The 12402-nt window shown below is 54.4% G+C and carries 15 protein-coding genes; 3 read left to right on the top strand and 12 right to left on the bottom strand.

Going from position 1 to position 12402, the window contains the following annotated elements:
- The first annotated feature begins 164 nt into the window (after window positions 1-164).
- Window positions 165-1211 (top strand): L-asparaginase 2, encoded by a 1047-nt coding sequence (gene ansB / locus M2374_RS08510; protein WP_096755739.1) that lies wholly within the window; start codon window positions 165-167, stop codon window positions 1209-1211.
- 124 nt (window positions 1212-1335) lie between these two features.
- On the opposite strand, the gene hemW is transcribed toward ansB, so the two are convergent.
- Genes hemW through M2374_RS08485 form a run of 5 tightly spaced genes read right to left on the bottom strand, consistent with a single transcriptional unit; the run spans window position 1336 to window position 4642 of the window.
- The gene (hemW, locus tag M2374_RS08505) at window positions 1336-2472 is read right to left on the bottom strand and encodes a radical SAM family heme chaperone HemW (RefSeq protein WP_181540404.1); all 1137 of its coding nucleotides are present in this window, start codon (window positions 2470-2472) and stop codon (window positions 1336-1338) included.
- The gene (locus M2374_RS08500) at window positions 2465-3058 is read right to left on the bottom strand and encodes an XTP/dITP diphosphatase (RefSeq protein WP_137362190.1); all 594 of its coding nucleotides are present in this window, start codon (window positions 3056-3058) and stop codon (window positions 2465-2467) included. Before M2374_RS08500 ends, hemW begins: the two co-directional genes overlap by 8 nt.
- A 7-nt stretch (window positions 3059-3065) precedes the next feature.
- Window positions 3066-3356: a DUF167 family protein YggU gene (yggU, locus tag M2374_RS08495; RefSeq protein ID WP_003027101.1), complete on the bottom strand. Its 291-nt coding sequence runs from the start codon at window positions 3354-3356 to the stop codon at window positions 3066-3068.
- The gene (locus M2374_RS08490) at window positions 3353-3919 is read right to left on the bottom strand and encodes a YggT family protein (protein ID WP_096755742.1); all 567 of its coding nucleotides are present in this window, start codon (window positions 3917-3919) and stop codon (window positions 3353-3355) included. Before M2374_RS08490 ends, yggU begins: the two co-directional genes overlap by 4 nt.
- Before the next feature lie 18 nt (window positions 3920-3937).
- Window positions 3938-4642 carry a YggS family pyridoxal phosphate-dependent enzyme gene (locus M2374_RS08485; RefSeq protein WP_181688751.1) on the bottom strand — a complete coding sequence of 235 codons (705 nt, stop codon included), beginning with the start codon at window positions 4640-4642 and terminating at the stop codon, window positions 3938-3940.
- Window positions 4643-4659: 17 nt separating this feature from the next.
- Here M2374_RS08485 and M2374_RS08480 point away from each other — a divergent pair, with 17 nt between their 5' ends.
- Entirely contained in the window at window positions 4660-5640 is a 981-nt protein-coding gene (locus M2374_RS08480; RefSeq protein WP_181506578.1) for a type IV pilus twitching motility protein PilT, read from the top strand.
- Window positions 5641-5649: 9 nt separating this feature from the next.
- On the opposite strand, the gene ruvX is transcribed toward M2374_RS08480, so the two are convergent.
- The 5 genes from ruvX to endA all read right to left on the bottom strand — a co-directional run bounded on the left by ruvX (window position 5650) and on the right by endA (window position 9278).
- Window positions 5650-6066: a Holliday junction resolvase RuvX gene (gene ruvX, locus M2374_RS08475; RefSeq protein ID WP_096755745.1), complete on the bottom strand. Its 417-nt coding sequence runs from the start codon at window positions 6064-6066 to the stop codon at window positions 5650-5652.
- Window positions 6066-6629 (bottom strand): YqgE/AlgH family protein, encoded by a 564-nt coding sequence (locus M2374_RS08470; RefSeq protein ID WP_096755746.1) that lies wholly within the window; start codon window positions 6627-6629, stop codon window positions 6066-6068. The genes ruvX and M2374_RS08470 overlap by 1 nt, the downstream gene beginning before the upstream one ends.
- A gap of 175 nt (window positions 6630-6804) precedes the next feature.
- Window positions 6805-7752 carry a glutathione synthase gene (gshB, locus tag M2374_RS08465; protein ID WP_117342642.1) on the bottom strand — a complete coding sequence of 316 codons (948 nt, stop codon included), beginning with the start codon at window positions 7750-7752 and terminating at the stop codon, window positions 6805-6807.
- Between the two features lie 12 nt (window positions 7753-7764).
- Window positions 7765-8496, bottom strand: a complete 732-nt coding sequence (gene rsmE / locus M2374_RS08460; RefSeq protein WP_096755748.1) for a 16S rRNA (uracil(1498)-N(3))-methyltransferase — start codon at window positions 8494-8496, stop codon at window positions 7765-7767.
- Between the two features lie 74 nt (window positions 8497-8570).
- Entirely contained in the window at window positions 8571-9278 is a 708-nt protein-coding gene (endA, locus tag M2374_RS08455; RefSeq protein WP_181688752.1) for a deoxyribonuclease I, read from the bottom strand.
- Between the two features lie 237 nt (window positions 9279-9515).
- On the opposite strand from endA, the gene M2374_RS08450 reads away from it, so the two are divergent.
- Window positions 9516-10391: a dihydrodipicolinate synthase family protein gene (locus tag M2374_RS08450; protein WP_135911437.1), complete on the top strand. Its 876-nt coding sequence runs from the start codon at window positions 9516-9518 to the stop codon at window positions 10389-10391.
- Between the two features lie 12 nt (window positions 10392-10403).
- On the opposite strand, the gene M2374_RS08445 is transcribed toward M2374_RS08450, so the two are convergent.
- Both M2374_RS08445 and galP read right to left on the bottom strand, forming a co-directional pair.
- Complete coding sequence (locus M2374_RS08445) at window positions 10404-10925, bottom strand: SprT family zinc-dependent metalloprotease (RefSeq protein ID WP_115257518.1); 522 nt, start codon at window positions 10923-10925, stop codon at window positions 10404-10406.
- A 78-nt stretch (window positions 10926-11003) separates the two neighbouring features.
- Window positions 11004-12398 carry a galactose/proton symporter gene (gene galP / locus M2374_RS08440; protein ID WP_096755752.1) on the bottom strand — a complete coding sequence of 465 codons (1395 nt, stop codon included), beginning with the start codon at window positions 12396-12398 and terminating at the stop codon, window positions 11004-11006.
- Window positions 12399-12402: the final 4 nt, after the last annotated feature.

The raw sequence follows: 12402 nt of genomic DNA, 5'->3' as shown, positions 1-12402 counted from the left end.
GAAACATTCTGTGCCGTTTTGCTTTGCATTTTTCTTGTTTTTTGATATCCATCTCTAAAAATAACAAATTTATAAATATATAAGTCTGGTTAATTGGAAGAGGTCACATTATTCATCTGTCAGGTTGACATAATGCGGCAAATTCAAATAACCGGAGTAATAACATGGATTTTTTCAGAAAAACGGCACTGGCAGCACTGGTTATGGGGTTCAGCGGCGCAGCGCTCGCATTACCCAATATCACCATTCTGGCTACCGGCGGGACGATTGCTGGTGGCGGTGATTCCGCAACAAAATCCAACTACACGGCGGGTAAAGTTGGCGTAGAAAATCTGGTCGATGCGGTGCCGCAACTGAAAGATATTGCCGTCGTTAAAGGCGAGCAGGTGGTGAATATTGGCTCGCAGGACATGAATGACGACGTCTGGTTAACGCTGGCGAAGAAGATCAACACCGAATGTGATAAAACCGACGGCTTCGTGGTGACCCATGGTACGGATACTATGGAAGAAACCGCGTATTTCCTCGATCTGACCGTCAAGTGCAACAAGCCAGTGGTGTTGGTCGGCGCAATGCGTCCGTCTACGGGTATGAGCGCCGATGGCCCGTTCAACCTGTATAACGCCGTGGTGACCGCGGCGGATAAAGCGTCTGCTAACCGCGGTGTGCTGGTGGTGATGAACGACACTGTCCTGGATGGCCGTGATGTGACCAAGACCAACACCACGGATGTCGCGACCTTCAAAGCCGTCAACTATGGCCCGCTGGGCTATATCCATAACGGTAAAATTGATTACCAGCGTACGCCTGCGCGCAAGCATACTTCCGCAACGCCATTCGATGTCTCTAAGCTGACCGAGCTGCCGAAGGTGGGCATTATCTATAACTACGCTAACGCCTCCGATCTGCCGGCAAAAGCGCTGGTCGATGCCGGATACGCCGGGATTGTGAGTGCTGGTGTGGGTAATGGTAACCTGTATAAAACCATTTTCGATACGCTGGCAACCGCTGCGCACAAAGGTACCGTGGTCGTGCGTTCTTCCCGCGTACCTACTGGCTCCACCACGCAGGATGCTGAAATCGATGATGCGAAGTACGGATTTGTGGCATCTGGCTCGCTGAACCCACAAAAAGCTCGCGTGCTGCTGCAATTGGCGCTGACACAGACTAAAGATCCTAAACAGATCCAGGAAATGTTTAATCAGTACTAATCGATGAAGGTGGCTGCGCTTATCGACCTAACCCTGTAGGCCTGATAAGCGCAGCGCCATCAGGCAATTTGCCGGATGGTGGCTCAAAGCCTTATCAGGCCAACATTCATTACGGTTTTCCGCGTTACTCCGCCAGAAACAGCTCCAGCAGTGAGTTTAAAAACAGCTTACCGTGCTGGGTAATCTGCCAGTACTCATCGCTCTGCGTCAGATATCCCTGGGCGATAGCCTCATCAATCTGTGCCCGAATCACCTCTTCGGCAAGCCCGGTATAGTGGGTGAATTCCACACGCGGTGCGGCCTCCAGCAAGCGGAAGCGGTTCATAAAGAACTCAAATGGCTTATCAGCCTCGGCGACATCACGCTCGCTTTCGAGATAACGTCCCTGCATGTAACCGCGCGGATGTCGGGTTTTGGTGGTGCGCAGGATACGTCCGTCCGGGAAGGTGACCTTGCCGTGAGCCCCGCAGCCAATGCCAAGATAGTCGCCAAAACGCCAGTAGTTCAGGTTGTGCTGGCACTGATATCCCGGTTTTGCATAGGCCGAGGTTTCATATTGCTGATAGCCGGCGGCGGTCAGCAACCGGTGGCCTTGCTCAAAAATATCCCACAGGGCGTCATCATCCGGTAGCACCGGCGGGCGCGAACCAAACAACGTGTTGGGCTCAATAGTGAGCTGATACCAGGAGAGATGCGGGGGGTTAAGCTCAATGGCCTGCTGTAAATCGCCCAGCGCTTCTTCCAGCGTTTGATCCGGCAGGCCGTGCATCAAATCGAGGTTAAAGCTGCGCAATCCCAGACCGTCAGCCAGATTCGCCGCGCGTTTGGCTTCTTCTGGCCCGTGAATACGCCCCAGTCGCTCAAGCTTGGCGGCGCTAAAACTTTGCACGCCAATCGAGATGCGGTTAACTCCAGCGCGTTGATAATCGACAAACCGATCGGCTTCCACCGTACCGGGATTGGCTTCCATCGTGATTTCGGCATCCGCCGCCAGATTCAGACGCGCACGCACGCCATCCAGCAGCGTTTGCATTGCCGGGCCAGAGAGCAGGCTCGGCGTACCGCCACCAATAAAAATGGTCTTTACTTCGCGTCCCTGCGCGTAGGCGACGTTGGCATCCAGATCGCTCAGCAGATGCCCAACGTAATCGTCATGGGGAACTTCGCCCTTTAACGCATGCGAGTTGAAGTCGCAGTAGGGGCATTTCTGCACGCACCACGGGATGTGGATATAAAGACTCAGCGGTGGCAACTTAACCATTACGCAGCGCATCCAGCAGCAGTTTTAGTGCCTGTCCACGGTGGGAAATAGCACTCTTTTCTTCGCGGGTCAGTTCGGCTGCGGTTTTACCCTCAGACGGTACAAAGAAGATAGGGTCGTAGCCAAAACCACCGTCTCCGGCAGGCTCACGAGCGATCACGCCCGGCCAGCGTCCGTGACATACAACAGGGGTTGGGTCATCTGCGTGGCGCATATACACCAGTACACAATGGAACTGTGCCTGACGTTTTTCGTCCGGGATATCCTGCAGGGTGTGCAGCAGTTTATCCAGATTTTGTCTGTCAGTCGCATCTTCACCAGAATAGCGAGCAGAATAAATCCCCGGTGCCCCGCCGAGGGCGTCAACGGCCAGGCCGGAATCATCGGCAATGGCCGGCAGACCGGTGATTTGCGCGGCATGACGCGCCTTCAGAATGGCGTTTTCAATAAACGTCAGGCCGGTTTCTTCTGCGGAATCAACGCCCAGATCCGTTTGGGCAACGACATCAAGCCCGAAGTCGCTCAGGAGAGAGGCGAGTTCACGCACTTTACCGGCATTGCCGGTCGCGAGGACAACTTTTTGCATGGGATACCTAATCAGTTAGCGCCGCAATTTCTGGCGGGATCTGTTGCGGATGAATGATTTTAACCTGTTTGTGGCGGCCAAGCTCGCCCTTCTCAATAACGACCTGGCTTTTCGCCACGCGGAACTGTTTACCGAGAAACTTCACCAGATGGCTGTTGGCTTGCCCATCGACCGGTGGGGCGGTAATGGCGACTTTTACTTCGTCGCCATGTAAACCCACAATACTGTCACGGCTGGCTTTAGGCTGAATGTAGAGCCGTAAAACCAGACCGTCATCGCAGGGTGTTACGGCACTCATAGCGCCATCCACAGCCCCGGCAGCAGCATGTTGCCTGTCGCTTGTAACACTTCTGCGATCCCCATGTTGATGACATAGAGTAGCAGCACCAGGATCATCGGGGAGAAGTCGATCCCGCCCATTCCTGGAAGGATACGACGAATAGGACGCAGCAGCGGATCCGCTAGTTGAATCAGTACGTATTCTACAGGGCTGCGGCCCTGGCTGACCCAGCTCATGATGGCCATCACCAGCAGTACCCAGAAAATCAGCAGCCCGATAGTCTTCAGGACGATCAGTACGGCGGCGATCCAGATAATGGGTTGGAACGTGACCACTTTGAACAGCACAATAGCTTTGATAAAGCTGAGCACTAACGCGACCAGTAACGATGCGCTATCAATCGGCCCCATCGGGGGAATAATTCGGCGTAACGGCCCAATAATAGGCTGAGTGATTTTTACAATGAACTGCGAAAACGGATTGTAAAAATCGCAGCGAGACCACTGCATCCACACGCGCAATAACAGCGCCATGGTATACAGCTCAATTACCGTTGAGAGCAGGAAGGTCAACGTATTCATGGTGTTCCTCAGTTTTCCTTAATTTTTTGTGTAATCACGAGCACCAAAAATGGCAGTGCCAATGCGCACCATCGTGCTACCCGCCGCGATGGCGGCATCCATATCATCAGACATTCCCAACGAGAGCGTATCGACTGTCGGGTAGCGTGTTTTCAACCCGGCAAATGCTACAGCCATTTGCTGTGCAACTTCAAACTGCCTTACATAATCTGACTCAGGCGCCGGGATTGCCATCAGTCCACGCAGGGTAATGTGCGGCAGAGCGGCGACGTCTGCGACCAGGGCATCAAGCTCTGCCAGCGGAATACCTGACTTGCTGTTCTCATCGCAGATGTTTATTTGAATCAGCACATTTAGCGGCGGTAGGTCTGCCGGGCGCTGTTCGCTGAGTCGGGTGGCGATGCGCAAACGGTCTATCGTGTGGCACCAGTCAAAATGTTCAGCCACCAGACGGCTTTTGTTGGACTGCAACGGGCCGATAAAGTGCCACTGCAGTCCAGTCACGCCGTTTTCGCTGAAGTAGCGGATCTTATCCACGCCTTCCTGAACATAGTTTTCCCCAAAGGCATGCTGCCCGGCAGCAATGGCTTCTTCGATGGCGCTCGCAGGTTTGGTTTTGCTCACTGCAAGCAACGTAACGTCTTCTGAAGACCGCCCGCAACGCGTCGCGGCGGCTGAGATTTTCTCCCTGACATGTGCCAGGTTATGCGCGATATCGTTCATTTTCCGAGGATGTTCATATGAATATGGAAGAAATAGTGGCCCTTAGTGTAAAGCATAACGTGTCGGATCTACACCTGTGCAATGCATGGCCTGCGCGCTGGCGCATATGTGGAAGGGTAGAAATTGCCCCGTTTACCGCGCCTGACGTGGAGAAGCTGCTGATGTTATGGCTCAGTGAGCAACAACAGGTACAGTGGCGGGAAAAGGGTCAGGTTGATTTTGCTATCGCACTGGCGGATTCCCGGCGTTTACGGGCCAGCGCATTTACGCATCAGCAGGGAACGTCACTGGCGCTGAGACTGCTGCCGCTTGATTGCCCGTGCCTGGATGATCTCCAGACGCCCGCTGCGTTGCCAGAACTGCTGCACAGCGAAAACGGGTTGATTCTGGTGACCGGGGCGACGGGCAGCGGTAAGTCGACGACGCTGGCGGCGATGGTGGACTCTCTCAATCAGCACGTTGACGGGCATATTCTGACCCTGGAAGACCCGATTGAATTCCGCTATACCAGCCAGCGTTGTCTGATCCAACAGCGTGAGATTGGCGTGCACTGCCTTTCTTTTGCTGCCGGCCTGCGGGCGGCATTGCGTGAAGATCCTGACGTGATTTTACTGGGGGAACTGCGCGACAGCGAGACGATTCGTCTGGCACTGACGGCGGCGGAAACGGGGCATCTGGTGCTGGCAACGCTGCATACGCGCGGTGCGGCGCAGGCGGTGGAGCGGCTGGTGGATACGTTCCCTGCACAGGAAAAAGACCCGGTGCGTAATCAACTGGCGGGTAGCTTGCGGGCGGTGCTCGCACAAAAACTGGAAGCCGACAGGCAGGGTGGGCGGGTGGCGTTATTTGAACTGCTGGTCAATACGTCGGCTGTGAGTAATCTGATCCGTGAAGGGAAAACCCACCAACTACCCGGCGTGATACAAACCGGGCAACAAGCGGGTATGCAAACATTTGCCCAGAGCCTGCAGCAGCGTCAGGCGCAAGGCAGGCTGTAAATATGAGCCTTAGTAACCTTGTTCGAAATAGCTTTCGAGAATAACGACGGCAGACGCGGAGTCTACTTTGCCTTTATTCAGCGCCCGGTACCCGCCTTGTTCAAACAGGCCGGAACGTGCCTCGACGGTGCTCAGACGTTCGTCGTGCAGCGTAACAGTGACGCCAAAGCGGCCATGAATACGGTTGGCAAACTTGCGCGCGCGCGCAGTAAGCGGCTGCTCGGTGCCGTCCATATTGAGCGGCAGACCGACAATGATTTCATCCGGTTGCCACTCTTTTAGCAGGCGTTCAATCACGTTCCAGTCTGGCGTGCCGTCCTGCGCTTTGATGGCAGGCAGCGGTCTGGCAGTACCTGTAATGCGCTGACCAATCGCCACGCCAATACTTTTGGTCCCAAAATCAAAGGAGAGTAATGTTTCGCTCATTATGCGTGTCCCGCCACGCCAGGCATGGTCAGGATATCGATCCCGATAAGTTTGGCCGCGTCGCGCCAGCGGTCGGCAATCGGCGTTTTAAACAGAATATTGAGATCCGCGGGGGCGGTGAGCCAGGCGTTATCCAGCAACTCTTGCTCCAGTTGGCCTTTTTCCCATGATGAATACCCCAGGGCGACCAGCACCTCGGAAGGTTGTTCCTGAGTGCCTAAGGTTTCCAGTACATCGCGGGAAGTAGTGATAATGGTGTTGTCCGAAATACGAATGCTGGAGGCGAAGCGTGAAGGAGGAGTATGCAAAATAAACCCACGCTCTTCTGCTAACGGGCCTCCGAGCATCACGGCTTTATCCAGGCGAATCGCCGGATCGCGTGTCTCAGGGGTAATCTTCAGCTTTTCCAGAATCCCTGCAATCTGTAAGTTTTCCAGGGGTTTATTGACGATAATCCCCATTGCGCCATTTTCATTATGTTCGCAAATGTAGACCACGGAACGGCGGAAAATCGGATCCTGGAGAGCAGGCATGGCAATAAGAAAGTGATGCTGTAAATTCATTGTCAGAGGTTCTGTTTCCTGGTTCAAAAAAGCAACAACGGTCAGTATGCGAGGAAAGCGTTAAGTTGTCACCCTCTGAAAATAACATTGCCGGATATCGGCTTCGCCTTATCCGGCCAACGGGGTGCAATTGTAGGCCGGATAAGACACCGTGGCGTCGTCATCCGGCGCAGGTTTACTTGGCTAAGCGAGCTTCAATGGCATCCATCAGCATACCGGTAATGGACACCGGGAACTCCGCCTCAATTTCGCGAATACAGGTTGGGCTGGTGACGTTAATTTCCGTCAGGCGATCGCCGATGATATCCAGACCGACAAAAATCAGTCCTTTGGCTTTCAGCGTTGGCCCGATACGACGTGCAATTTCCCAGTCGCTGTCGGTCAGCGGACGAGGTTCGCCACGGCCACCGGCCGCCAGATTACCACGGGTTTCACCGCCCTGTGGAATGCGTGCCAGGCAGTAGGGAACGGGTTCGCCATCGACCACCAGTACGCGTTTGTCGCCGTCTTTAATTGCCGGCAGGTAGTTCTGCGCCATGCAGTAGCGGGTACCGTGTTCGGTCAGCGTTTCGGCAATTACACCGAGGTTCGGATCGCCTTCCTTCACGCGGAAGATCGATGCACCGCCCATGCCGTCCAGCGGCTTGAGAATGATATCGCTGTGTTTTTGCCAGAAGGCTTTCAGCTGCGCTTTGTTACGCGTGACCAGCGTTTCTGGCGTCAGGTCCGCGAACCAGGCGGTGAACAGCTTTTCGTTACAATCGCGCAGGCTCTGCGGTTTGTTCACGATCAGCGTCCCTTGCTCTTCTGCACGTTCCAGAATATAGGTGGCGTAGATGAATTCGGTATCAAACGGCGGATCCTTACGCATCAGAATGACGTCCAGGTCAGCCAGTGGTAGATCTTGTTCGCTGTTGAACTCATACCATTTGTCGTAGTTCTGCTCTACGCTCAGGGTACGCGTGCGGGCGCGGGCTTCACCGTTAATCAGATAAAGATCGGCCATCTCCATATAGTGAAGTTCGTAACCACGACGTTGTGCTTCCAGCAGCATAGCAAAGCTGGAATCTTTCTTGATGTTGATGCTTGCGATGGGATCCATCACGATGCCGAGCTTGATCATTGTTCTTCTCCGTTAGCCCAGATCGCCAAATCGCACCTGTAGCGCGGTAATGGCGGTGAGCGCAGTTGTCTCAGTACGCAGAACGCGAGGTCCTAACAGAATATCAGTAAACTGATAGCGTGCAGTCATGGCAATTTCATCTGCCGACAGCCCGCCTTCAGGTCCAATCAGCAGCCGGATGCGCTCTACCGGCAGCGGAAGCGTGTTAATACTGGCGCTGGCACGCGGGTGCAGGTTCAGTTTTAGCCCCTCGTCCTGCTCGGCACACCAGGCTTCCAGATCCATTGCCGGGCGAATTTCAGGCACCCGGTTACGACCGCATTGCTCGCAGGCGGCAATCGCAATTTTCTGCCACTGCTGGAGCTTCTTGTTCAGGCGTTCACTGTCCAGTTTAACGCCGCAGCGCTCAGAAAAAAGTGGCGTAATGAGGCTTACACCCAGTTCAATCGATTTCTGGATAGTAAATTCCATTTTTTCACCGCGCGACATCACCTGCCCAAGATGAATATGCAAGGGAGATTCGCGATCGTCGAGTTCGGCGCTCAGTATCTTCACATCCACGCTTTTCTTGCTGGCGTGGGTGATCTCGGCGTCAAACACCTGGTTGCTGCCGTCAAATAGTTGAAGAGCCTGGCCCGGTCCCATGCGCAGCACGCGACCGATATGGTTGGCGGCATCTTCACACAGTGAAATTTGGCTGCCTGCCGTGAGTGGTTCAGGGTGATAAATGCGAGGAATGCGCATAGTTAACCATCCGCGTCATGGCCCTGGCCGACAAAACGGCAGGGCATGGGTTAAAATATTGACGCTAGTGTAGGTTAGCTCTTTTGCGCCTGGCAAGCGCGTTGCACGTATGGGTTATGGTTGCCCTGTACCTTCGCAATACGTTCGTCGCGTTCGCACTCCCAGTCGTTCACTGGATACTGTTTATTCCAGGCGTTAAAAAGCTGGGTTTGCTGACGGGAAAGCGTCAGGTTGTACTGGTCGCGCATGTAAAAATAGGTGCGCGCGATGGCGCCGCGAGCGCGCGCAGGCGGCTCAGCCACTTTTTCTTTGAAATCGACCTTCATGTCACACTGCCCATACTGGCCTTCGCCGCCGTTCCACTGGCTGTACATAAAGTTCGCGCGATCGCCATTTACTTCACCCACTGCCGGTTGCAGGTTGTGCATATCGCTTTCCATCTTGCGATAGACCGGATCTTTGGCGCAATTTTTACGTCCACCGTCCTGCCAGCACTGGCGTTGATGACCAAATTGCCAGGCCGGAACCACGTGTTCCCATTCAATACGGCTGGCGCGGTTTTCGTTTTTCCGCACTTTATAGCCGCAGGATTCGAGGTCAACGACCCCTTTTTTGCCCTGCCAGTTAATTTTACAGCCGCAGTAGAAATCGCCGGGCGCATCGGCATTAACTTTTACACCAGCGGCTTTCGCCTGGGAGAAACTGTTGATACCTTCGGCGAATGCCGGGCCAGAGAGTGCAGTAGCCAATAACGCCACTGCCATAGAAAGATTACGGTACATCACACACTCCGTGTCAAAACGAGCCCGCAACGTAACGAAAGCGTCGGGCAGATGCAATCAGCTAAATCATATAAGTTCCAGAAATTACTTTTGAGTAACAAGGCGCTATCGGCGGATTATTGTTTGCTTGTTTAGCGCGCCTGCTCATACAGTAGCGTGTCACGAGCGCGAACCAGGGCGTTGCGCAGATTGCCCAGATAACAGCCGTTTTTATCGAATTAATGACCGGGGAAAAAGATGAAGAAAGGGTTGAGCGCGTTTCCGCTTACGCCGCTGAGGGCGGGTGAGGTTGATGAAAATACATGGCTTTCTCTAATTGAGAATATTGCCGGTGCCGGCGTTGATTCCATCGGTGTGCTGGGTTCAACCGGGAGCTATGCCTACCTGACGCGTGAACAGCGCCTACGCGTTACCCGGCTAGCGCTTGAGGCGGCATCTGGTATCCCCGTTATTACCAGCATTGGCAGCGTACGAGTCGAAGAAATTCTGCATCTTATGGATGATGCGCAGCAGGCGGGTGTCAGCGGCGTTTTGATGGCCCCGGTCTCTTACCAGCGGCTGAGCGTGGATGAAGTTTTTGATCTGTACGATCGAGTCACTCGCGAGCTGTCGGTGCCGCTATGTATTTATGATAATCCCGCCACCACCGGGTTTGAATTTAGCGATGACCTGCTTATCGCGCTGTCAAATTTACCGGCTATTGGTTCGATTAAACTGGCTTCATTCACCTCTGAACGGATCGCCAGGCTAAAAAACAGTCTTCCGGCAGGTGTCTCTATTGGTGTCAGTGGCGACGGTCAGGCTGCCTCAGGGCTGTTAGCCGGAGGCGATGTCTGGTATTCCGTCCTGGCAGGCTTGTTCCCGCATTATTCACGTGCTTTAGCCAATGCCGCGTTGACGGGAGATCACGTCAAAACCCGGCAACTGGATAGCGCGCTCCAGCCTCTGTGGGCCTTTTATCAACGGCACGGTAGCCTGAGGGTGATCGCGACGGTGGCAGAAATGATGGGGAAAGTGTCTGCGCCTTGTCTCCCCTTTCCGCTGCAAACGCTGAAGGGGGAGGAAAGGCTCTTATTGCAGGAAACGTTGAGTTCATTATCTTTTTTGGATTGATGAACGAGGATGTCAGGCCTTCGCCGGGTTTTCCTGCGGCCCGGGAATCAACGGTTCGCCACAGTGGACGCAGCGGTAGGTGGCCTCACCACGCACAATGCGGTTATGTCGGCGGACGGTCAACTGATGCTCCTGGCACTTGCAGCGGTAAGTAAAGGTATTGCGCTGCACGGATTGCAGTTCGAACTGATGCGTACGCCGGGCCGGAACGCCCAGCACGCTCTCCATCATCCATTTCCACTCTTTCCCGTGAGGCGGTACGCGGCCAAAGTGCTTCCACACCAGCAAATGTGCCAGTTCATGCGGTACGACCTCGTTGATAAACGCCTCGACGTTTTCCATCAGCAGCACCGGGTTGAGGCGAATTTCATTGCTTTGCAGCCACGCAGTACCCGCAGCAGTGCCGCGCTGTTGGTACACAAGCTTAGGTTCCGGATAATTGCGTTCGAGCTTGAGATTGGCGAGGGCAAGTTTTTCCCGCAGGCTGCGCATAACGGCTTGCTGGATGGCGATGGGGAGACGAGAGGTTTTCATAACGCCAGAGGATAGTGCGACAGGAAAAGGACTGCAAGAGGCAGGCTTCCCCCCGCGAGGGGAGGAAGCCGCAGGTGATTAGTCGTGTGCGCCAATTTCGCGCAGTTTACGGCCTTTCATCAGGTTACGTTCAATGTGTTCCAGGGAGACGTTTTTGGTTTCCGGAATCAGCCACAAGGTCAGGAAGATGAACAGGACGTTCAGGCCGCCGTAGACCCAGAAGGTGTTGGCGCTGCCCAGCGAGTTCAGCATCGTCAGGAAGGTTGCGCCGACGATCATGTTGGCAATCCAGTTGGTTGCGGTAGAGCAGGTGATACCGAAATCGCGGCCTTTCAGCGGCTGGATTTCAGAGCACAGTACCCAAATCAGCGGACCGGCACTCATCGCGAAGCCAACGATAAACATCAGCAGCATCAGTACGGCAAAGTACTGGGCGGCAGCGGAGTGGATACCAATGTGCATCATTGTGCCCAGCACGCCCATACCGATAGCCATCACGATAAAGCCGAGGATCAGCGTCGGTTTACGGCCCCAGCGGTCAACCAGGCCAATGGCGATAAAGGTCGCCAGCACGTTGGTCAAACCCACGATAACGGTGCCCCACATCTGCTCGGTGGTGTTGGTATAGCCCGCCAGTTCAAAGATTTTTGGTGCGTAGTACATGATGACGTTCATCCCGGTGAACTGCTGCATCACCTGTAACAGTACGCCAAGGAATACCGCGCGGCGGAAGTTGCTGTTTTCTTTAAACAGCGCCCAGCCACTCTGTTTTACCTGCAGGCTTTCACGAATTTCATCCAGCTCGCGTTTCGCTTCTGCACTGGTATCACGCAGACGCAACAGCACGCGTTCGGCATCGACGAAGCGACGTTTAGCGGCGAACCAGCGCGGGCTGTCCGGCAGGAAGAACACGCCAACCAGCAGCAGCAGGGCCGGAATGATGATCACGCCCAGCATCCAGCGCCATGCACCGCTATAGCTAAAGGCGGTATCGGATAGATAGGCCCCGAGGATCCCGATGGTAATCATCAGCTGATACATGGAAATCATACTGCCACGAATTTTTTCCGGTGCAATTTCAGACAGATACAGTGGCGCAGTGTAAGACGCAACGCCCACGGCCAGACCCAGCAGGATACGGGAGAGAAGCAGTACTTCCACGTTAGGCGCCGCGGCGGAGAACAGCGAGCCGGCGACAAACAGGATCGCGCCGATCATCAGGCTTTTTTTACGTCCAAGCTTGAAGGAGAGCCAGCCGCTGCCGACAGCACCTACAGCTGCGCCAAACATCATGGAGCTGACCACCCATTCCTGAGTGTGCGGGGTAATTTGAAACTCGTCGGTGATGAACGGTAATGCACCGGCAATCACGCCGATATCCAGGCCAAAAAGTAATCCTGCCAGGGCGGCAAGAAAGCAGACAAAAAATGTCATGGCTTTGTTGGAACGCCCCTGTTTTTTATTCCCAGGCATGATG

It is taken from the genome of Citrobacter sp. JUb117, assembly GCF_024809055.1.
Classification (GTDB): domain Bacteria; phylum Pseudomonadota; class Gammaproteobacteria; order Enterobacterales; family Enterobacteriaceae; genus Citrobacter; species Citrobacter gillenii.
The sequence above is the reverse complement of the archived record's forward strand: the minus strand, read 5'-3'. Positions and strand labels throughout refer to the sequence as shown.